This is a genomic window from Streptomyces arenae (assembly GCF_022343545.1).
GTDB lineage: Bacteria > Actinomycetota > Actinomycetes > Streptomycetales > Streptomycetaceae > Streptomyces > Streptomyces humi.
In genome coordinates this window covers 1-22527 of the sequence record NZ_JAKQYH010000026.1, presented here as the reverse complement: position 1 = coordinate 22527, position 22527 = coordinate 1, and the positions used below count along the sequence as shown (strand labels likewise).

Sequence of the window (22527 nt, the reverse complement as noted above, 5' to 3'; positions counted from 1 at the left end):
GCACCGGCGTCTCAAGACCAGGCGATCTCGCCATGGCGGTCGACGAAGCGTCCGGTGCCGGCCCCAGGCCCCTCGGTGGCGAGGGCGACGATCGCGTCCGTGCCCTCGGTGACGCTCTGGAAGCCGCTGTGACCGTTGATGTCGGTCGCGGTGTAGCCGGGGTCGGCGGCGTTGACGCGAATGCCCTTGAGCCCCTTGGCGTACTGCGTGGTCAACATCGTCAGCGCCGCCTTCGAGGCGGCGTACAGCGGCACGGCGACGAGCGACTCGGACCGGCCGGGGTCATGGGTGAAGGCGAGGGAGCCCATACCGCTGCTGACGTTGATGATCACAGGGTCGTCCGAACGGCGCAGCAGCGGCAGGAACGCGGCGGTGGTGCGGACCACGCCGATGACGTTGACGTCGAGGACGGCGCGGGCGTCGGCGGCGGTGAGGTCGCCGGGATCACCGAAGGGACCCTGTACACCCGCGTTGTTGACCAGGACGTCGATCCTGCCCTCGTGCTCGGCGACGTCCGCGGCGGCGGCGGCCACCGACGCGTCGTCGGTCACGTCGACGGGGACGAAGCGCGCGCCCAGCGCGGCGGCTGCCTCCTCACCCCGCTCACGGTCACGCGCTCCCAGGACAACGGTGTGACCGCACGCGATGAGGCGGCGGGCGGTCTCGCGGCCGATGCCCTTGTTGGCTCCGGTGATGAAAGTGATCGTCATGCCTTCGATGGTCGCCCGGACGAGGGAGCCGGACCAGGGACGCCTCGACGGTGGGAAGACCAGTACCACCCTCGCGCCCCCGCATGTGATCAGGGACGCGGGAGGATGAAGAGCATGACGACGACACCCCACCAGGCCGGACTGGGCGCGATGATCCGCACGTGGCGCAACCGGCTGCCCCCGTCGGCCGCCGGGCTGCCGGTCGTCCGCAAGCGCCGGACGGTCGGGCTGCGGCGCGAGGAACTGGCCGACCTGGCCGGAGTGTCGGTCGACTACGTCGTACGTCTGGAGCAGGGACGGGCCACGACACCCTCGGCGTCGGTCGTGGCGTCCCTGGCACGCGCCCTCCAACTGTCCACCGCCGAGCGGGACCACCTCTACCGGCTGGCCCGGATCGTGCCGCCGACGGACGGCACGATCAGCGACCATCTCCCGCCCGGTATGCAACGAGTGCTCGTCCGCCTCGCAGACGCACCCGTTGCCGTGTTCGCGGCGGACTGGCAACTGGTGCGGTGGAACCACAGGTGGGCCGCCCTGCTGGGCGACCCCTTGGCCTCGCCGCCACGGATGCGCAACTTCGCCCGCGACAGGTTCCCGGTGGGCACCGATCACACCCCCCCTCGTGCTGTGGCCAGTCACCGATACGGACCCCGACACCACCAACGCCGCCCTCGTCTGCGACCTGCGCCGCGCCACCGGCCGCTTCCCCCGTGACAGCCGCCTGGCCGCGCTGGTCCGCGACCTGAACGCAGGCAACAAAAAGTTCGCCGAGCTGTGGGCGAAGGGAGAGGTGACCGCGCACCGCGAGGTCCGCAAAACCGTCGACCACCCATCGACGGGACCGGTCACCGTCGACTGCGATGTCCTGACCGACGGCGACACCGAACTCAAGATCGTCATCATGACCGCCGCGCCGGACAGTGAGGACGAGACCAGACTCCAGCTCACCACCGTCGTCGGCCCACCAGCCGGCACGCGCAACTGAACCGCCCCACACCGTCGGCCGACCGACACCTCACAACTCCCTGTCACATCCCCCCACCTCACGGCGAAACACCTCAAACAACCAACCCCACGAAGAAACCGGCAACGGCACACACCGCGACGACACGCCAGACTCAGCACCACACCGATGACGTCATGACCCAGCCGCCCTCGGAACAAATCCAGCTGTCTTTCTTTCCCACGTACGTGGGAGTCTGTCCGCGGGGCCGCTGGCGAGCGCAGCCTCTACCCGGTACCCGCCGCGCGTGCGGGGGTCAGTCCCAGCACCTCAACACCGCGCCAGCCCCGCTGTCGTCTTCCCTACACCCGTAGGGGTTCATCGTTCCAGGACTGGGCGCGCCTGACCGCCCAAAGGCATCCTCCTCAGTCACATGAGGGCCTGTCCGGGCCAGACGACACCGCACTGACGCGCCGACCGCCGCTCCCATGTGACGTGCTTGGGCTACCGTCGAGTTCCGCGTCCTACCGTGTGACTGGCGCTGCCCTTCGTCCGACCAGCAAGGAGCCCCAGGCTGTGAACGTCGAGATTCCCCCGCACGTGCGGGACACCGCCTTACAGTTCGGCGCCGGCGTGCCCTATGCCCTGAAGGTTCTGGCCGGTCAACTCGTCGACAGCCCGGACTTGGGCAGTCCCTCGCGGTTGCCTGGCATCCTCACCGTGTTGATCGACGGCGATCTGTTCGAGGACTGTCCCGCCCTGGCTGTCGGCTACATTCGCGAGAGCGACCGGATCGAGATCCGGTACGTGAACCTGGCACCCCACACCGAACCCGCCGCGGACGACGCCCAGGACGAGGATCGGAGCCAGGACCAGGGCGACCTTGCCGCAGCGTGCGCTGAGGAGGTCACGGGACGACAGATCGCCGACGCGTGGCAGCGCATCACCCGCTGGCTCCGGCAGCACGCCCCGGAATCCCATGCCGCACTCCGTCCCGGAGCGAGCCTGTCGCTCCTCACCGGCCTGGAGCAGGGGCTCGGCGTTCGGATACCTGCCGACCTGCGCGCCCTGTGGTCTCTGGCTGCGGGTGACGACGGGGTCGACGGCGCGGGATGCCTGCCCGGCAATCAGGCTCTGATGGCCCTGGACGACGTAGCGGATTTCCACCGGCAGCAGATGGACGCCCAGGTACATGAGGACACCCTCAACGTCCGGCGCCCCGAGTACGACCGGATCACCGTGTGGACGGCTGCCTGGATTCCCGTGATCTCCTATGGCGTGGCCGACCGCACCTCGGGCCTGTATCTGGACACCGTAAGCGGCTACTTGGGGCGTTGGTCCCGTTACAACGAAGGCCCCGGCGAGGAACTCGACACGCTGGCGACCTACCTGGAAGAGGCCGCGGACATGCTGGAGACCCCTGCTCTGGCGACACGGGACAAGCCCGGTCTGGTGGGCGGGGCACTGGTGTGGGGCAGCAGGCTCGATCCGGCGCAGGAAGAGCGGTGGCAACCTCTGACCGGATGACCTCCTCGCGCGCGCGAGAGAGGGCCGGTCCTTTTTACCCCGCCCTCTCCGCACTTCGCCTGCCGGCGTGCTGCTGCGTCAGCTGATCTTGCTCCATGTGCAGGTGGTGGCAACCGACGTGCAGTGCTCGAAGCCGGGAAGCGTCACGAAGAAACCGTCACCGTCCAGCATCCGCCACGAGGGAGCGGGGAACCCGGTGAACGCCCGCTGATTCTGCACGCTCGGGATGGCTGCACGTCCGCACCGCTCCGTACCGGCCGGCCCGTTCGTGGCCGTGCGGGTGTCCGCGAGGATGCCGAAGTTCGCCGAGCCGTCGCCCATTTTGTCGGTGAACAACTGGGCGCACTTGCTGCCCGACGTCACCAGGTTCACGCTGTTGGGGAAGCCGCCGGACTCGTGCGTCGAGGCCATCGCGAACTCATCGCAGTCGACCGACCCCACCGACGTGTCGGACTTGTGCACACTCCAGGTGCTGTCGCACACGCGGGTTCGGCTGTTGTCCGACGTCCATGTGCCGCCCGCGCTGTTCTTCACCGTGGTGTCCGGACCCAGGTAGTGCATCAGTGAGTCCCACCGCCTGGAGCCGGCATGATCGGGCATCACCTGCTGCATGTACCAGTAGTACGCGCCGGCGGCCGGGTAGAGGTTGGTGTCCACCGTCCAGTCCAACTTGAAGAAGGGCAGTACGCAGCCCGGTGCCGACGGTTTGAGTATGTCATCGCAGCGCGGGGCCAGTTCTCTCATCGCCTCCGTCCCGGAGGAACCGAAGTTCGCCGTGGCGATCGCCGTGGCACTGGCGTCCACGGTCGCCGTCACCGACCAGCCCAGGTCGATGGTCTCCTTCCCGGTGCCGGACCATGTGGTCTGGATGGTCCCCCACCGGCCGCTGAACTGGGTCGCGTCGTCGGCGTTCCAATGGGCCGTGTCGCCGGCGTTGTTGTTCTGGTTGTCGGCCCAGCGGATCTTCGAGGTCACACACGACGAGCACGTCGACTGCGCGTTCCACTTCATCGTCACGCCCTGCAGGGCCTGGTCGATGGAGACCGGCACGATGACGATCTGCTGGTCGAACTCCGCGAAGTCCGAGCCGGATGCGCCCTTGTTCGGGTACGCCTTGATCCGCTGCTCGAAGTCGAAGGTGGCGAAGCCGATCTCCACCTCGTCCGTATCGACGAACACCAGCCTTCCCGACCCGATGCTCTTCAGGCACGCATCGGTGCGGGTCATGTAGTCCTTTCCGGCGGGTTTGTCGTAGCACCAGTCGACCAGTTCCACCGCAGGTGCGACGGTCGCTGCGGCGGCCACAGAGGACTTGCCGGCTCTGCGTTCGCTGGTCTCCTCCGCCTTGCGCAGCGCCTCGGCACGCTTGTCGGCACGGGCCTTGGACTGCGCGGTAGGCGGGGACAGCTCCATACAGAGCTTGCGGCCCTCGGCGTCCGGCTTTCCACAGGTACGTTTCTGCGTCGCCTCTCGCTTCACCGCACCGTTCGCGTCGAAGGTCGGCAGGGCCGGCCCCGGATTCGACCGGGTGAACTCGTCGATCTCCTGCGCCGTCGGGTCGATCATCGATGTCGTCTGGGCCACAGGGAACTTCACGTACGGCTCGATCCTGAAGTCGGCCCAGGGCGACCAACTCGTCTCGTACAGGCTGCCGTCATAGGCGGAGGTACGGAACTTGTACAGCACACCGGGCTTCAGGATGCCGTACGGCACCGTGACCTTCGCGGTGCCGCCCGACGCCACGTACGGCGACACCAGTACCCCGAATTCACCCGATCCGTCGAGGTCGACCTGCGCCTTGGGGGTGCCGTCCGCGTTCGTGGTGTACACCTGGAACGTCAGGTTCGCGGTGTCACCGTCCGCGTCGGTCACCGTGTTGCGCAGCACCACTTCCGGAGTGACGACCCGCCAGACGGTGCCCGACTTGGAGAACTTGGGTCCGGCCGACGGTGTCCTGCCCGACACCGGGCGCTCACCCCCAGCGGCGATCACCGACACATCCTGCGGCCCGGCTGCTGCCACTGCCGCGGGCGATGCCCCCAGGCCGGGCGCAGGCGCAGTGGGCGCCGCGGTGGCGGTGCCCACCCCTGTCAGCAGCGCCAGTACGGCACCGGCAGCAGTACGCCGCCACGCGGACGCGCGTAAGAGTCTCACTTGCTCAATCCCCCTTGCGAGTACGTGACTTGTACACAACAGTCCGGAACCCCATCACGCCCACGTTCAAAGCAATATGATCGAAAACACGGTTTGAAAGCCCGTAACTGATTCCGGTCACAAGAGGGCGCCGCGCAACCCCCTGTCCCATTCCACATAGGACGTGATGGCGGCCGCCATCACGCAACAGAGGTCGGAGCGCCCAGGCCTGAAAGAGGCCGACGGTCGCCTGAGAAGGGCCTGAAATGACTCATAAGATACGGCGGTGGAATCCAAGGGTTCGTCAAGTCGGCTGAGGCATCTTCCTGCTTTGCCGACCGCGAAAGTTGGCCGCCCCTGTCGCCACGACCACGGGATCATTGCGGACTTCCTTCCCGGGACGAGCGTCTCGACCTGCCCAAAGCTTGGGCACGGAGCGTGAGTTGGACTGTGCAGGCCGAGCAGGATTCCGACATGGGCAACGACTTGCCGTAGCCCGCCCAAGTAGTCACATAAGGAAAAGAAGTCGCAAAATGCCAGAGGAGGAAATTAGAAAGCCGACGGTCTCCGTACCGAGAAGGTGGACCTGAGATGAAAAATCTCCAGGGGCAGGAGTACTTGTCCTCCTTCCACTTGAGGGCGAGAAAGCACTAACACTGCACTCACACTTCAGCGGGAACCAATAAGCTGATCGCACTCGATGCCCCCAGGGGACCGGCGCATTCTCCCGTGCACGATTGATTGAGCGGCGCAACACCGTCAACGGCGTGCTGCATACCGCCAGCAGCCATCTGGGCCGCATCGAAAGGCTGTCCCGTAAATGATCTTTGAGTCGCCGGGAGTGGGGTCGGTCGCGGTGCGATCCGCTCGCCTGTCCGGCGAGGGCGAGGTTGTGCATGCGGGCGATGCCGAGCATGGCGTGGTGGACCCCGTCGCCTTTGAGGCGGCAGTTTCGGAGGATCTTCCAGGTCTTCATTCGGGCGAAGACGTGCTCGACACGGGCGCGGACCCGTTTGCGGGACTTGTTGTGCGCCTTCTTCCAGTCGGGCAGGTCTTCGCCCTCGCGCCGACGATGGGGCATGACGAGTCCCGTGCCCGGATAGCCGCCGTCGGCGATCGTGAGTGTCCTGCCGACGGCGGCTTTGGCGCCGGATTCCTCCCACGCCTTGCAGTCGTTACGGTTCCCGGGCAGCGGTTGGCCGACCACGACGACGAGTCGGGTGTCGGCGTCTGTGACGACCTGGTGGTTGGTGGAGTATCGGCAGTTCTTCGACTGCTCGGCGATGGTGTGATCGCGAGTAGGCACCAGGGTGCCGTCCACGATGAGCACGGCATCCTTGGCAAACCGCTTGCGGGGCTGGAGCGCGAGCAGCGGTCCGAGGTGGTCGATGATGCGGTCTGCTGCCGACTTGGACACCCCGAAGAGCGGAGCGAGCTGACGCATTGTCAGGTTTGTGCGCCGGTACGCCGCGACCAGCAATGCCCGGTCCTCCAGGGGCAGGCCCCATGGCCGACCTTTGCGGACCGCGTCCGCGCCTTCGCGCCGCAGCATGGTCACCAGCTTCCCGAAGGCACGCGGGCTCAGCCCGGTGAACAGGGTTATCCGGGACGGCTCCGAGACCGTGCCACACCAGCCACGCCGGGATCATCGCACCGCAGCGTGCCCCGCCAGCAGGCCTCCCCACCTCAGTGGAACTCGTGGACCACCTGGATCTCGCCGATGATGTGGGCGTTGAAGTCGTCCAGCTCCTCGGCCGGAACCCAGAACTCGAGGATTGTCTGCCCACCGGCCTGCTGGATGGGATACCGACTCAAGAACTCCGACTCGACCTCAAAACGAGTGACGAAGCCGGCGCCATCGTGCTTCACGTTCCAGTCCCGCGCGATCCTGACCGCGTAGTCCTCGTTGAGGACCGGGTAGAAGATCGGCTGCTCGAGCAGCCGGGGTGGGTTCGTTGCCGATGCGTTCGGGTCGTTACCGCGGCGGGATCAGCGGCGGTGGGGCGAGTGCTATCTGCGGGGCCTGATGCTCGACGGCCGGCGCAAGTCGGTCCAGCCGATGGCCGAGCGGCTGCCGGTCCGGCAGCGGATCGCCGAGCGGCTGTCCGCAGTGGTCAGGCCCGAGGCGTGGGTGATCGACGACGTGTCGTTCCCCAAGTGCGGCAAGGCGTCGGTCGGGGTGGCCCGCCAGTACTGCGGAGCGGTCGGCAAACGGGCGAACTGCCAGGTAGCGGTCAGTGTCCATGCCGCCACCGAGACTGCCTCGTGCCCGTTGGAGTGGCAGTTGTATCTGCCGCGTGAGTGGACGGACGAGCGGGACCGATGCCGCGGGGCAGGAGTCCCCGACGACGTGGTGCACCAGGAGAAGTGGCGTCTCGGGCTCGGCCTGCTGGACACACTCACCGAGTGGCAGCTGAAGGCGCCGGTGGTGGTCGCCGACGCCGGCTACGGCGTCAGCACCCCCCTTCCGGCTCGGTCTCCAGGAGCGAGGGCTGTCCTATGTCCTCGCCCTGAACGGGAACGAAGTCGCCCACCCGGAGGATGTCGAGCCGCACCAGCCTGCTCATGGCGGGCTCGGACTACCCGCCCTTCCCCGCTACCGCGCACCACCGCGAGCCGTCTGTGTCCTCGCAGCGGAGGCGGGTGCGGAGCGGTTCACCGAGGTGACCTGGAGGCAGGGCAGCAAAGGCGCGATGACCTCGCGGTTCGCGGTGCTGACAGTGCGGCCCGCGGGCAAGCAGTCCCTGGCCGCAGCTCAGCAGGCGGGCGGCGGGCGCAACCGGTGGGACGGCGTCTCGCCCGTCCAGACACTCCTCGTCGAATGGCCGGACGGCCAGGACACTCCGACGGAGTACTGGATATCGAACCTGCCCGCCACCACACAGGCCGCTGACCTGGTGCGATGGGCCAAGATGCGCTGGCGGATCGAACACGACTACCGCGACCTCAAACACGGCCTGGGACTCAACCACTTCGAAGGCCGAACCTGGCGCGGCTGGCACCACCACGTCACCCTCGTCACCGCCGCACAGGCCTTCCTCACCTTCAGGCGGCTCGACCCAAAAGTCCGCACACCGGCCTGACCCTCTACCAGGTCCTCGATGCTGAGGTGCTGGACCGGTACCTGCACCACCTGCGGACGCCCCCTGCCCAGCCCTCGGGGCATCAGCAGACAGCCCAGAACCTAACGAAGCACTACTAGGCCGTGTACCGAAAGTGGATCTTGGGTTGTGAATGATCACGGTTCATGGGTCGGGGAGATCTCACGGACGAGCAGTGGGCAGCGCTGGAGCCGCTGTTGCCGAAGGGTGTCAGGGCGGGACGGCCGCCCGTCTGGTCTCGGCGGCATCTGATCGACGGCATACGGTTCCGGGTCCGGACCGGAGTTCCGTGGCGGGACATCCCCGTCGAATACGGGCCGTGGAACCGGGTCTACGACCTGTTCCGCCGGTGGCAGTGGAACGGCACCTGGCAGCGGATCCTCACCCGGCTCCAGTCCCTGGCCGACGCGAAGGGCGCGATCGTCTGGGACCTGAGTGCCGACTCCACGGTCTGTCGCGCCCATCAGCACGCGGCCGGGGCCCACAAGTAGGGCGACCTGCAGAAGGAACCACCGGGCGGCATCTTCACCGAACCCCATGATCACGGACTGGGACGGTCGCGCGGCCGATTCACCACCAAGCTACACCTGGCCGTCGAACAAGGTCAGAAACCCATGTCGATCGTGGTGACGGCAGGCCAGCGCGGGGACTCGCCGCAGTTCGAACCCGTGCTGGAGAAGGTCCGCGTGCCCCGCATCGGGCCGGGCCGACCGCGCGTCCGTCCTGATCGGGTGCGGGCCGACAAGGCGTACGCCTCCCGCAGAAACCGCGCCTACCTACGCCGCCGCGGGATCCGCTGCACCATCCCCAACAAGGCCGACCAAGCGCGCAGCCGCCAGAATCGTGGCTCCCGCGGCGGCCGGCCTCCGTACTTCGACCCAGCCGACTACCGCGAGCGCCACGCGGTCGAGTGCGGGATCAACCGTCTCAAGAGACATCGCGCCGTCGCCACCCGGTACGACAAGCTCCCCGTCCGCTACGAAGCTACTGTGCTGGTCGCGGCGATCAACGAATGGATATGAGTAGCTCCGGCGTACTCGTGATCGATAGCTTCACCGGCTATGAAGCAGCGCAAGCAGAAGAAGCTCTCCCACCACCTCTTCGAAGCAGTGCTGGCAGGCGACGCCATGCGCACGAAGGCTCTGTTGCGCAGTGGAGCAAGTCCGGAGAGACCGAACAGAGACGGCGCTACTCCGCTGTACCTGGCTTCAGTACAGGGCGAGGCCGAGATAGCTCGTTTGCTCATGGAAGCCGGAGCTTCTCCCGACACCGAAAGTAGCGGCCCCGGCTCGGAGGGCACACCGCTGTGCGCAGCCGCCTGCTGGGGGCACACCGAAACGATCCGACAGTTGTTGGCGCATGGTGCCGATCCCAACCTTCGCGAAGACCACGGCACAGGCAAATCCCCGCTGGACTGGACGAACAACGGACCTCACCCCAACACTGCCGGGATCCTCCAGGCAGCGGGGGCGCAACCAACAGCGCACACAGCTTCCTAGCCAGTACTACCTCAGCGCTCGCTTTCGTAACAGGCCCTAGGCCCCGTCGCGGTGGTCCCGCGTGCCGCCGTGGTCGGCGGGTGCGGCGGCACCGCCGTGGTCAGCGGGTGCTCCACTTCTGGTTGTCCTGCCCGTTGCAGTCCCAGAGCTGGATCCGGGTACCGTTGCCTGTCTTCTGGTCCTTGACGTCCACGCACTTGTTGGACTGCGGATTGACCAGGTCGTTGCTGGAGTTGAGACGGAACTGCTGGGCCGGGTTGCCGCTGCACACCGCGATCTGGATCACCGCACCGTTCGCCGACGAGCCCCAGGCGACGTCCATGCACAGGCCCATCGAGCGGATCGTGCCGTCCGAACGGAAGTCCCACTTCTGCCAGTTCGCGCCGGTGCAGCTGTTGATCTGCAGCGGCGAGCCGTCGGCGCCCTTGTGACCCACCATCTCGATGCACTTGTTGGAGGCGTGGCTGTAGATGGTGGTGCCGGGGGCGCTGATCACCGTCTTGGTGGCAGTGACCTTGGGCGTGGTGGACTTCTTCGTCGAACTCTTCCCGGAGGACGCCTTCTTGGGGGCCTCGGCGGAACTGCCCGCGACCACCCCGGCACCGGAGCCCGCACCGGCCGCCGCCGCTCCCGCGCCGCTCTTCACCTTGTTCTTGCCGCCGGACGGGTGCGAGGGGGTCGCCTTCGGGGTGGTCGGGTCAGGGCTCGCCGAACCGTAGGCGCCCGCGCCACTGTCCGTCGTCGCCCCGTTCAACACCGTTCCGGCGTCGGCCACTTGGTCGGACGGCTTGCTGTCCGAGCTCGACTTGCCGAGCAGCCCCGACACCAGGAACGGCACCCCGATCAGGAGTGCGCCGGCTATCGCGGCACCGGCGAGGAGACCCCGTGAGGGACGGCCGAAGGCGGGGGCGGCGGTGGCGGTGTCCTCACCGGTTCCCAAACCGGCTCCGGCGAGGGCTTCGGGAGCAGGGGCGGGGGCAGGGTCGGCGTGAGCCTGGGCGTCGGGGCCGGCTTCAGGGGTGGCGCCCCCGTCGCCGGCTGCGCCGGTGCCGACATCGGTTCCCGCATCAGTGCCTACGGCGGCTTCCGCTCCCGGGAGTTGCGCCGCTGCGGCGGGCCGCACGGGAGGTGTCGGCGCCGCCTCCGCCTTCGCCGCGGTCTCCGGAGCGCCGGTGGCAGCAGTGCGGCCGCTCTCCGACTCGCCGCTCGTGGGTGGGAGTTCGCTGCCGGACTCGGGGGCGCCGCTCGCGGTGGTGTCCGGGGCCGGAGTGGGCTCCGCCCCGCCCGTCGCTGCCTGGTGCTGCGGGCTGTTCTTGCCGGACATGCTGGTCCTTCCAGAAAGGGGATCGGGTGACGACCGGTCAGTCGTTGTCCGGCGCGGGCGGGTTGACCGTGAACCGGTTGTCGTCAAAATACAAGGTCAGCGGGGCGCCCTCGGCCGGGCCGAAGCGCTGGGTGAGTTCACCGGGGCCGAGCAGCACGACCGGCCGCCCGGTGTCCCGTGCGACCAGGGCCGCGAGGGTGGCCGCGTAGGCGGCGCCGTCCGGGCGGGCCAGCACCAGGGCGAGGCGCGCGGTGTCGTCGAGACCGGCCTCGCGGACGGTCACCGTGCCGCTCTGCAAAATCGCCTGGGCGCGCAACTCCTCCGTGAGCGCGCCGATTTCGGCCAGTACGTCGGTCGGCACCGGGGTCTCCTGGGTCGGGAGCGGGGCGCCGTCCGGGGCGCCGTGAGCCGCCACGTCGGCCCGGGCCCAGGCGAGGAGGGCGGTGTGGGGGTCTTGGGCACGGGTCCAGACGGGGGTGGGGGCGGGGTCGATGGTACCGGGAGCCGAGAGGAGACGGGCCAGTGCGTGGGCGAACGTCTCGGGTCCTTGTTCCGGCGCCGGGGCGTGGGAGGCGGGCCAGATGAGATCGGTGTCGGTGGGGATGGGGGTGGTGTCGGGGTTCTGGGCCGGGATGGTGCTCTGGTCCTGGCCTGTGTGGTCGTGGAGTTGGGGCCCGGACGCCGTGACGTCCTCGATGATGCGGAGGTAGCGCTGCGGGATGTGGACCGGGCCCTGGGTGGTCGCCATCAGCCCGGTCGTGCGGACCGTGGTGCTGTTGGCGTGGTTACGCAGAAGGAAGTCGTTGTCGCGTTGCTCGTCCGGCAGGCCGAGGTAGTGCAGGACCTCGTGCAGCAGATCCTCGTCGGAGTGGTTGACGTCCAGGTGGAGTTGGTCGGCCCGGCCCGGCTCCCGGGAGTCGGTGAGCGTCACCGCCTCGGGATGGGCGGGGTTGCTGATCAGGTTCAGGTTGATGTGCAGCTGGTCACCTGACGCGGGCAGTGCCAGACCGGAGTTGAGGTGCGTGTCCAGAAGACGGGTGATCCGGTCGTTCAACTGCTGCGCGCGGGCGGGGTCATTGGCCGTGACCGGCAGGTTGACCGTGTAGTCGCGTATCCACTGGCCGTTGGGCGCCTGGATACGACGGACCTGGGTGCGGATGAGGGTGGTCGCACCGCTGAGGGTGCCCGGGCGGGGCGGATTGGACTGATCCGCGTGCGGATCGAACCGCTCGGCGGAGTGCACGGCGGGACGCGCATACGGGCGCAAACCGTGCCAACTGTCCTTCGATACCGGGTTGTTGACGTGCGTTGCGGGCTGGTCGTCGGACACGTCACGCACCGGCTCGGGACGGTGACGGCCATCCGGCTGAACACTCTCGGCGTCCCCGGGGGCCCGGGGTGCCTTCGACGTGGTGATGGTCGGCGGGGCGGCCACGGCGTTCACGTTGCTCGCGCTGTAGTGGTTGAGGCCCGTGTAATGGACCTCCAGCGCGGGGACGCTGGTGCTCGGCCCGTACGGCAGGACGATGCCTCGGGGGCCGCCGGTCGCGGTGGTGCCGGCGAGTGCGGCGGGCATCGGCTGGAAGACGTGGATGGGCGCGCCGAGGGTGTCGGCGAGCAGCGGCAGGAAGGCGTCGCCGACGCGGTTCGCCCACTGGGTCGACCAGTTGCGCACCGCATGGTCGAGTACGGCCGCCTCGGGCGCGGTGATCGGGGCGGTGCTCTCGTGGTAGCCGGCGACCAGCAGGGCCCGGCGCTCGTCCGGTGTCATGGTGGCGACCGTCGGCAGCGCGTTCAACGCGCGGAGGTACGCGAACATCCGTGCGTTGCTCGGCGGGGTGCCGGCCGGTGCGGGTGGCGCGCCCGGCGCCGAGACGGCCAGTAGGTAGCGGGCCTGGAGGTCGGCCGGGTCCATCTGCTCGGCGCGGGTCGGGCCCTGGATGCCGTAGAGGGCGAGTTGGGTGTCGACGGTGGCGTTGTTCATGTTCTGGACGGCCGTCGCGAACCGGCCGACGAGGACGCCTCGGAGCTGGCCCAGTACCTGGGGCGGGAGCGGGTGGGTGTTGTTGCGTGCGGCAGTGAGGCGGGCCAGCACCAGGTTCTGCAGGCCGCGGCGGGTGGCCCGGAGGTGGGCGGTTCCCTGGTTGATGGTCTGCGGGTGCTGCGCGAGGGTGGTGAGGGCCTGCCGGACGAGGTGGGGCTGCCCGAGCCAGGCGTCGGTGCCCGCGTCGAAGGTCGGGTCAGCCTGGCGCAGCCGGGTGGCGACATGGCCGGGAGCGCTGCCGATGACGGCGTACAGGAGGCAGTTGCCGTCGCCGGGGGTCTGGACGGCGTTGCCCGTGGGGGCGACGTAGGGGGACAGCGGGGCGGGCGGGGTGGCGGTGGTGCCCGCTGCCGGGTTCTGGGTGGTGGCCGTGGTCGTGGTCGTGGTCGTGCCGGGTTTGGGCGCGGGTCCGGTCTTCGTCTTGGTCTTGTCGGTGCCTGTGGTCTTCGTCTTGGTCTTGTCGGTGCCTGTGGTCTTCGTCTTGGTCTTGTCGGTGCCCGTGGTCTTCGTCTTGCTCGTGCCGGCGCTCTTGCCGTTGGCCGGCTGCTTGCCCTTGTCCTTGCCCTTGTCCTTGTCGGGCTTGGACAGCGTGGTCTTCTTCGGCGGCGTGTGCGTGGTCGTCGTGGTGGGGTTCGGCACCGTCGTCGTGGTGGCCGGGGGCGGCGTGTGGGTCTGGCCCGCGGCCGGGAGGGGGGTGGGGCGGCCGTCGGGGTCGGGCCAGCGGGGCGGGGTGGTGGCGAAGGTGGTGCGCGGGGACTGTTCCGGGGTCGGCGCGTTGTCCTGGACGTCGGCGGACACGCCGGGCAGTGCTGCGGTGGCCGCCACCTGGTCTGTGGCGGCTTGGAGTTGGGCAGTGACGGCGGTGGCGAGCTGGCCGTTGCGGCGGGCGATCCTGGCCTGGGCGCGGGGTATGCGGCGCTGGGCGCGGGCTTCGCGGAACCTGGCGATCCGGACGTTCTCGGCCCGGCGGACGACGGCGCGCGCGTCCTCGTTCGCCTCCTCCGCGGCTTCCTCGCGCCGCTCCTCCGCCTGGCCGATGCGCTCGGGGGCGATGCTGACGATGTGCTGGGCGCGGGTCAACCTTGTCCTGTCGGCGACGAGTTGGGTGGTGGCGCGCTGGATCGTGTCGTCGAGCGCGGTGATCTCGTCGACCACGGTCTGCACGCGGGGGTCGTCGGCGACGTCGGCCGCGGGGTCCTTGGTGCGCGCCGCGTTGGGTGTGACGGGGGCCTGCGGGGTCGGTGCGGCCGTCGACTGCCCACCCTGTGCGCCCTGTTGGGCTGCCGCGCGTGCGGCGGCGCGTTCGGCGCGCACGGTGTTCTCGGTCTGGGTGAGCCGGGCCAGGGCCGTCCGGCGTTCGCTGCGGGCTCGGGTCTCGTCCCGTTCGTGCTGCGCGATCCGCGGCGGCAGGGTGGTGACGGTCCGCTGGGCGTCGGCGTAGTCCCGCTTCAGCCGTTCGACCAGGGCCGCGGCCTCGGTCGCCGCCTTGGCGGAGGCGGCGGCGTCGAGCACGGCGCCGCGGTGGGCGGTGACCGCGGCGGCGACCGCGCGATGGGCCCGCGCGTGGGCGTCGACGGCGTCCGTGTGCGCCCGGTTGCGGTGCTGGAGGGAGGCGGTGAGGCGGTTCAGCCGCTGCGGGGTGTCCGCGAGGGTGTCGGTGGCGTCGTGCAGCCGTACGGCCTCAGTGTGGAAGGCGGTCCACGCGGTGGTGAGGTCGGGGTCCGAGGTGACGAGGGCGCCGTCGGGGGCGAACTCCCAGCGGCGGATGCCCTGCGGGTCGCGGGTCATCAGTTCCAGCGGGCGGTTGCCCAGCACGGCCGTGCGGGACGCGGCGTAGAGGGCCCGGCCCAGGTGCTCGCCGTGCGGGTCGGCGCCGAGGGCCGCCCAGACCTGGACGCCGTGACTGCCCGCGGGGATCGCGGAGTTGAGGCGTTCGGGCAGCGTGTGCGGTTCCGCGGTGGCCCAGTCGGGGACGAGCGCGGGCAGGTCGTGGATGTTCGGCGGGGCCTCGGCCGGCGTGATCAGGCCGTGCCCGAGGAGGTCGCGTTCCTCCACGCGGAGGGTGACCGTGCCGGTGACGTGACGGGTGCCCTGCGGTCCCTCGACCAGGAGGTGGACATCGGCGTCCACGACGTAACTCCGTGTCCCGCGCGCCCCGTTGGCGGGTGCGGAGGTGCTGCCGGACTTGAGCCAGTCGCGGCGGCTGCCGGTGGTGGTGCCGCCGAAGGTGGAGGGCTGCGTCTGCCGCTGCGCGAGCGGGACGCTGACCCCGGCGAGCTGGCGGTTGTCGTCGTCGCCGCTGAGGAGTTCCGTGAACGCGGTGGAGAAGGAGTGGTCGGCGCCGGCGGCGGTGCTCACCGTGTCGGTCGTGTTGTGGAGCTGGTCGAGGGTGACGTCGTCGGCGTGGGTGGAGCGGCGCGGGTTGTAGAGCGTGACCGCGATGGTGGGGGGCTGGGCCGGTGCTCCCTCGAAGGGGGTGGTGCCGGGCAGCTTGCGGGTGAGGTCGGCGGCGAGCCTGGGGCGGTCGAGGGAGACACGGCCGGCCTGGATCAACTGGCCGAGCCGGACGGCCTGTCCCTCCACCGACACGGAGGTGATCTGCGCGTGCCAGCCGCGCCCGCCGCGTGGCGCCACCGCGTCGAGGGCGGTCTCCAGGTGCGCCCAGCCGTCGAAGAAGAACGCCGGGGTGGGCCCGACCGGGTGGAACATCTGCGCGTCGGCGAGGTACGGCGTGGGGGCGGGGCCGGGCAGCACGGTGTTGCGCGGGTCGGCGCCGGAGACGACCGACGGGGCGGTGACCGTCGCGGGCCGCGTCGGCGCGTTGGTCTCGGTGCCGGTGAACCGCAGACTCAGCCGGACGGGGACCGTGCGGGTGCGCGGGTTGCCTCGGGCCAGCAGTTCGTCCACCCAGCGGCGTACGTCGTGGTCCGCGTCGGACCAGGCGATGACCCCGTTCTGGAGGAGACCGCCGATGACGTTGGGCGGCCAGTCGGCGACCAGCGCGGAGCGCACGGACAGGACGTAGTCGTACTGGAGACCGTCGAAGTCGGCGCCGTTGTCGGTGCGCAGCCAGAACCGGTTGTCGGCGGTGGTCGCCCGGCGGGCGGACCTGCTGGTGGCCGACTGCGGGGTGAACACCGGTGCCGCGCGGTCCGTCCGCTTCGGGTCGGGTCCCTGGTCGGGGCGGCGGTAGCGGGTGGTCAGGGTGACCGGGAGCTGCTTCTGCCGGACCGACGCGCGGGTGGTGGTGCGGCCCGCGGCGGTGTGCGACTGCCATTGTTCGAGGCCGGAGCCGGGCGTGGACGAACCCCGGATGGCGGCCAGGTTCTGGGTCCGCCTCGGCACCGCCGTGAGCGTGACCTCGATCAGCCGCTCGCCGCCGTGGCCGTGGTGGCGGAAGTGGAAGCGGGTGGTGGCGCGGCGCGGGGTGCCGTCCGGGCCGCGGCCCGGCAGTGAGCGCAGTCCGGGCGTCGAGGTGAGCTGCGCGATCCGGCTGTGCACACCGGCCTGGTAACCGGCGTGGCCCGGGGTGACCGCGCCGGGTGCCTCCGCCTCCACCAACTCCAGCAGTTCGCGGCGGACCTGGCCGCGCCGCTCCCTCGGGTTGACCGGCCCCAGCGGGACCTGCCCGGCGGCGGGTCCGGTCGCGGGCACGGGGGCGGCCACGGGACGGTCGTACTCGATGACCGAGAGGACACCGCCGAGACCGAGTTCGCGGTTGCGGGTGTACGGCGTCGGGAGGGGGGCCGTCAGGGTCGGCGCGGGGGCCGGGGTGAGGCCCTGGACGGAGCCCATCCACCGTGCGTCGCGGGCGAGTTGGCCCTGTGTCATGAGGAACTGGAGGCCGTCGGGGACGTCGACGGCGAAGGTGACGGGGGCGACGGTGCCGGGCTCGCCGACGCCGTTGAGCAGGGTGCGGGAGCCGGCCCTGACCGTGACCAGGTAGGTGACGTCGGCGACCACGCGGTGCAGGGTGCCGCTCTCGGTGGGGGTGCGGTTGACGCCCGTGCTGGCGGAGAGGGTGTCGGCGGTGTCCGTGCGGGAGACGTAGCCGAGCCGTGCCGAGGGGTTGAAGAGTCCCTTGAACGGCTTGCCCTTGCTTTGGGCGGTGGAGACCGAACCGTCCGACTCGGGGCCGGTGTTGCCCTGCCCGGCCGCGTTCTCGGGGCCGCTCGGCTGCGTGGGCGGATTCTGGGTGAGGACTCCGGTGCCGCCGAACTGGTGGGACTTTCCGAGGGACTTGGCCTGCTGGGCGCTGTCGGTGGCGGAGACGCCCGTCTCCAGGTACTGCCGGGTGGTGTCCAGCAGCCGGGGGTGGTGCGCGACGGCCTGGATCTCCAGGGAGTACTGCCCGTCCGCGAACGTCCCCGGCAGGCTGAGGCCCTCCACCACATAGGAGTTCTTGAAGACTTCGTGGCCGTGGGCGACGAGGCTGCCGGGGGTGATCGCCGCGTGCCGGGTCTCGGCGGCGCGCGTCGTGCTGTCGGTCAGCCCGTGCCCGGCGAGCGGCGAGATGCCGTCGCGCTGCGGTGCGGCGGCCGGCGCGGGTGCCGTGACGGGCAGGATCGGGCCGGTGGCCGGGGTGGCGGGCGTCGGCTGGGCCTGGTTGCGGATGTCGGCGGCGGCACGCTGGAAGGCCGACTCGATGGCGGCGGAGCCGCGCACGGTGTCGATCAGCGCGTCGTCCGGTATCCGCACCAGCTCCGGACGCGGGGTCCCGGACGCGTCGGTCCCGTCCAGCCGGGCCCGGTCGACCGCGTTGGCCGGGCGCGGCGCCCCGTCGACGCGCGCGGCGGGCGGCGCGGCGACTGCCGGGGGTACGTGGGTACGGCCGTCCGGCACCGCGAGCCGCAGCGCGCCGGAGACGGTCGGCGCGACCGGCGGCGCAGGAACAACAGGATTTGCTCCAGAGCCAGTTGGGGCCGGTGGCGGGGCAGCGGCCTGGTTGACGTTCCGTCCGAAACGCTCGCTGGGCTGGTCGCCGTCGTCCGCGTACAGGTCGAGCGCCAGCCGCACCGGCACGGTGAAGGCGTGGCTGTCCTGGCCGGACGCGATGAAGAACTGGTCGTGTCCGGTGGCGCCGCCCACGGTGTCGCCATGGGTGACCTGCTGGCCGTACTGGTAGTCGGCCCCGAAGCCGATGGACCCCCAGCCGCCGAGCGGCCCGCTGACGCTGCCCATCGGCCCGAGCGCGCCGCCGTAGGACTCGCCGCGCTGCTCGGCGTCGCTGCCCGCCATCTGGGCGAGGCCCATGACCTGGATGCCCGGGAGGACCAGGCGGTGGGTACTGGCCTGGGTGTGGTCACGGACGGCGGTGAGGAGCAGCCGGACGCGGCGGACGCCGGTGTCGGTGCTGTTGGGCACCTCGAAGTGGAGGGCGTGGCCGCCGTCGACCATGGCGTCGGTGGCGGCACGCAGGCCGGTGCGGGAGCGGGCCTCGCGCAGTCGGCGGAGGTTGTTGAGCTGGGCGTGCAGCCGGATCTGGTGCTCGGGTTCGTGGTCCCGTGCCGCCTGCTTCAGTCGGGCCGCAACTCCGGTGGGGGCGGGCGCCGTTGGGCTCGGCGGCAGGAAGCCCTCGCGGCGCAGCCAGGTCTCGGCCTCGTCGAAAAGGCCGTCCGTGCCGGTGACGTCGAGGGGTGCGGCACTCAGTCCGATGCCGTCCAACCGCTCCAGGGAGTCGGGGAGTTCGCGTACCTCAGCGGGCGTCGGCGGGTGCCCGTTGGCATCCGCCTGGCTGAGCACGCGCAGGTCCATGCCCCGGGTCTGGGTGAGCGGGGGCGCCGCCGTCTCGGTGCCGTCGGGGCGGATCAGGGTGACCTGGTAGGTGGTGCCCGAAGGGGTGAGGAGGTGGCCCCGGTTGGTGCGGATGGCGTGCATCGTGCCGGCGGAACTGCTCGCGCTGTACGTGTTGGTGACGGTCGCCTGCGTCTGCCCGCGCAGACCGACGCTGCCCCCGATCACGCTCGACGCATTCGGATGCCCCTGCGCATGGTCACCGGTGAGCGCGGCGGCACCGCTGCCGCTGATGCCGATCCCGCTCGTGTAACGCGAGGAGAGATCCACCTTGGCGGTGTTGACGAGATGGCTCTCCAGGTTGATCTGGCCCGGGGTGCTCTGCCGCAACGGGGTACCGACGTTCGGCACGGTGACCAGGTGCAGCATGCCGACAGCGTTGCCGTCGGCGTCCGTGATCACCGGCGAGTAGATACCGCCGTCGATCTGCATCGGCAGTGTGCCGCGCAGCACCTGCTCGGAGAGGAAGTCCGAGACCTGCCCGGCCGCGGTCTCGTCGAGGTCGGCGTGGAAGGACTGGTGGACGTGCTCGTACAGCGCCCTCGGATCGAGCACCGAGTCGACGCCGTAGAGCGGGAGATCGGCCGGAGCGGCGGGCGCGGGCAGGGAGCCCGGCGCGGGGTCGGCGGTGGTGAGGTGCCGGGGGAACCAGATCGTGGTCGGCCCGTGCGACTCCGCGGTGCCCCAGCCATCGGCGGCCGGCGCGGTACCGGTGGTCGGCGCGGTGACGGCGGGGGCGTCGACGCGCACCCGCCAGCGGGTGGTGAACTCCACGGGATCGGAGGGCTCGTTGGAGCGCTGCGCGGACGTCGTCTGCACGGCCTGTGTGACCGTTGTGGCGTCACTCGCCTGGTTGTGCGTGACGGCGGCCGTCACCGAACCGTCCACCGCCCGCACCGCGGTCGCCGCCTCGATCGGCCAGGACCCCGTCCACGGCACCTGGAACGTCCGGTACGTCCCGGACGGCTGACTGGAGAAGTTCTCCCGCGTGCCGAACCCGCGCCGCTCGACGTGCTTGTCCGGGTCCCGCGGATCGAACCGCCCCTGCCGCAGCGAGGCCCGGGCATCGGACAGCGTCAGCTGTACGTCGACGGTGTGGTCGCGTCCGTCGACCGTCACGGTGATCCGGTGACCGCCGTTCGACCGCAGATACGGCAACTGGAGCCCGAGGTTGTCGCGGTTGAGCGCACCCCGCACCTGCTCGCGCACGGACTCCGGTGGATCGTCGGGGTCCAGCCCGAGCGCCTCGTAGACCTGCCCGTGCAGCCCCTCGATCACCTCGTCCGAGAACGGCTCCGCGTACACCAGGCCGACGGACCCGTCCGGGAGCGAGCCGTACGTGTTCACGTAGGACGAGGGGAGTTGAGCCGGGGCGGGGGTCGGGGCGGTCGGGGCGTGGGAGGCGGGCCAGGTGAGGGGAGCGTCGGTGGGGATGGGGGTGGTGTCGGGGTTTTCGGCCGGGGTGGTCTCGTCCTGGTCTGTGTGGTCGTGGAGTTGGGGCCCGGACGCCGTGACGTCCTCGATGATGCGGAGGTAGCGCTGCGGGATGTGGACCGGGCCCTGGGTGGTCGCCATCAGCCCCGTCGTGCGGACCGTGGTGCTGTTGGCGTGGTTACGCAGAAGGAAGTCGTTGTCGCGCTGTTCGTCCGGCAGGCCGAGGTAGTGCAGGACCTCGTGCAGCAGATCCTCGTCGGAGTGGTTGACGTCCAGGTGGAGTTGATCGGCCCGGCCCGGCTCCTCGGAGTCGGTGAGCGTCACCACCTCGGGATGGGCGGGGTCGCTGATCAGGTTCAGGCTGATGTGCAGCTGGTCACCTGACGCGGGCAGTGCCAGACCGGAGTTGAGGTGCGTGTCCAGAAGACGGGTGATGCGCGCGTTGAGCCGGGTGGCAACGGCAGGGTCGGTCGTGCTCACCGGCAGGTTCACCGTGTAGTCGCGTATCCACTGGCCGTTCGGCGCCTGGATACGACGGACCTGCGTACGGATCAGGGTCGTCGCACCACTGAGCACCCCCGCGCGAGGCGGGCTGGACTGGTCCGCGTGCGGATCGAACCGCTCGGCGGAGTGCACGGAGGGACGCGCATACGGGCGCAGGCCGTGCCAACTGTTCTTCGGTGCCACGTTGTTGACGTGCGTTGCGGGCTGGTCGTCGGACGCTTCACGCACCGGCTCGGGACGGTGACGGCCGTCCGGCTGAACACTCTCGGCGTCCTGGGGACCCCGGGGCGCCTTCGACGTAATGATGGTCGGGCCGCCCGCGCCCTGGGTCGCGTCGCTCGCGCTGTAGTGGTTGAGGCCCGTGTAATGGACCTCCAGCGCGGGGGTGTTGGTGCTCGGGCCGTAGCGCAGCACGATGCCCTGGGGGCCGGTGGGTGTGGCGGTGACCGGCTCGAAGACGTGGATCGGGGCACCGAGGGTGTCGGCGAGCAGCGGCAGGAAGGTGTCACCGACCGGGTCGGCCCAGGCGTTCGACCAGTTCCGTACCGCGCGGTCGATGGTGGCCGCCTCGCGTGCGGTGAGTGCGGCGGTGCTGCGGTGGTAGGCGGCGGTGAGCAGGGCCCGGCGTTCGTCCGGTGTCATGGTGTTGAGCGTGGGCAGGGCGTTCACCGCACGGAGGTAGGCGAACATGCGCCGGTTGCTCGGGGCGGTGCCGGTCGGTGCGGGCGCGGTACCGAGCGAGACGGCCTGCAGGTAGCGGGTCTGGATGTCGGCCGGGTCGAGATCCTCGGCCTGGGTCATGCCCTGGATGCCGTACAGGGTCAGGTTGTTGGTGACGTCCGTGTCGGACATGTTCTCGACCGTGGTCGCGAACATGTCGGCGAGTACACCCCGGAGCTGGCCGAGTACCTGCGGGGGCAGCGGGCGGCTGTCGTCGCGGGCCGCCGCCAGCCGGTTCACGACCAGGTTCTGCAACTCCCGCCGGGCGGAACGCAGATGGCCGGACCCCTGGGTCACGGTCTGCGGATGTTGCGTCATCGTCGTGAGGGTCTGCCGTACGGCGTCGGGCCGGCCGAGCCACTGGGCGAGACCCGGGTCGAGGGCCGGGTCGGCCGCCAGCAGACGGGTGCGGACCAGGGCGGGCGCGCTGCCGATGACGGCGTAGAGGAGGCAGTTGCCGTCGCCCGGGGTCGGGACCGCGTTGCCCGTGGGGGCGACGTACGGGGACAGGGGTGCGGCCGGGGTCGTGCCGGACGGCGGTGTCACGAGCGGGGCCTTGCTCTTGACGGCGCCCTTGCCCTTGGTGGGTGCCGTGCTCTTGTCCGGGCCCGTGGGCTTGACTGTGGCCGGCTTCTTGCCCTTGGCCGACTTGCCGCCGCTGGTGCCGGACTTGGGCGGCGCGGCCTTCTTCGGCTTCAGCGCGGTCGTCTTGGGGAGCGTGCCGGTGGTGGTGGCCGGGGGCGGGGTGTGGGTCTGGCCGCCGGCCGGGAGGGGGGCGGCCGGGCCGTCGGGGGT

5 protein-coding genes and 6 pseudogenes are annotated in these 22527 nt (G+C 70.3%); 5 read left to right on the top strand and 6 right to left on the bottom strand.

What is annotated here, in order from left to right:
• Window positions 1-11: 11 nt before the first annotated feature.
• A complete protein-coding gene (locus MB828_RS13520) occupies window positions 12-710 on the bottom strand; it encodes an SDR family NAD(P)-dependent oxidoreductase (RefSeq protein ID WP_301648352.1) in 699 nt (232 codons plus the stop codon).
• A gap of 114 nt (window positions 711-824) precedes the next feature.
• Between MB828_RS13520 and MB828_RS13515 the strand changes: the two are divergent.
• Together MB828_RS13515 and MB828_RS13510 are read left to right on the top strand one after the other, a co-directional pair.
• Window positions 825-1695 (top strand): annotated as a pseudogene (locus MB828_RS13515) (helix-turn-helix transcriptional regulator).
• A 534-nt stretch (window positions 1696-2229) separates the two neighbouring features.
• Window positions 2230-3180 (top strand): hypothetical protein, encoded by a 951-nt coding sequence (locus MB828_RS13510; RefSeq protein ID WP_301648351.1) that lies wholly within the window; start codon window positions 2230-2232, stop codon window positions 3178-3180.
• Between the two features lie 78 nt (window positions 3181-3258).
• On the opposite strand, the gene MB828_RS13505 is transcribed toward MB828_RS13510, so the two are convergent.
• From MB828_RS13505 to MB828_RS13495, 3 genes and pseudogenes are all read right to left on the bottom strand, one after another.
• Entirely contained in the window at window positions 3259-5172 is a 1914-nt protein-coding gene (locus MB828_RS13505) for a hypothetical protein (protein ID WP_301648350.1), read from the bottom strand.
• A 1015-nt stretch (window positions 5173-6187) separates the two neighbouring features.
• Window positions 6188-6916: pseudogene (locus MB828_RS13500) on the bottom strand (transposase); the annotation flags it as partial.
• Between the two features lie 83 nt (window positions 6917-6999).
• Window positions 7000-7263, bottom strand: a pseudogene (locus tag MB828_RS13495) (hypothetical protein); the annotation flags it as partial.
• Here MB828_RS13495 and MB828_RS13490 point away from each other — a divergent pair.
• The 3 genes and pseudogenes from MB828_RS13490 to MB828_RS13480 all read left to right on the top strand — a co-directional run bounded on the left by MB828_RS13490 (window position 7238) and on the right by MB828_RS13480 (window position 9913).
• Window positions 7238-8396 (top strand): annotated as a pseudogene (locus tag MB828_RS13490) (IS701 family transposase). The pseudogenes MB828_RS13495 and MB828_RS13490 overlap by 26 nt on opposite strands.
• Before the next feature lie 164 nt (window positions 8397-8560).
• Window positions 8561-9436: pseudogene (locus MB828_RS13485) on the top strand (IS5 family transposase).
• Between the two features lie 39 nt (window positions 9437-9475).
• Window positions 9476-9913, top strand: coding sequence for an ankyrin repeat domain-containing protein (locus MB828_RS13480; RefSeq protein ID WP_301648349.1), 438 nt, complete (start codon window positions 9476-9478; stop codon window positions 9911-9913).
• A gap of 100 nt (window positions 9914-10013) precedes the next feature.
• On the opposite strand, the gene MB828_RS13475 is transcribed toward MB828_RS13480, so the two are convergent.
• Both MB828_RS13475 and MB828_RS13470 read right to left on the bottom strand, forming a co-directional pair.
• The gene (locus tag MB828_RS13475; RefSeq protein WP_301648348.1) at window positions 10014-11237 is read right to left on the bottom strand and encodes a ricin-type beta-trefoil lectin domain protein; all 1224 of its coding nucleotides are present in this window, start codon (window positions 11235-11237) and stop codon (window positions 10014-10016) included.
• Window positions 11238-11274: 37 nt separating this feature from the next.
• Window positions 11275-22527: pseudogene (locus MB828_RS13470) on the bottom strand (OTU domain-containing protein); the annotation flags it as partial.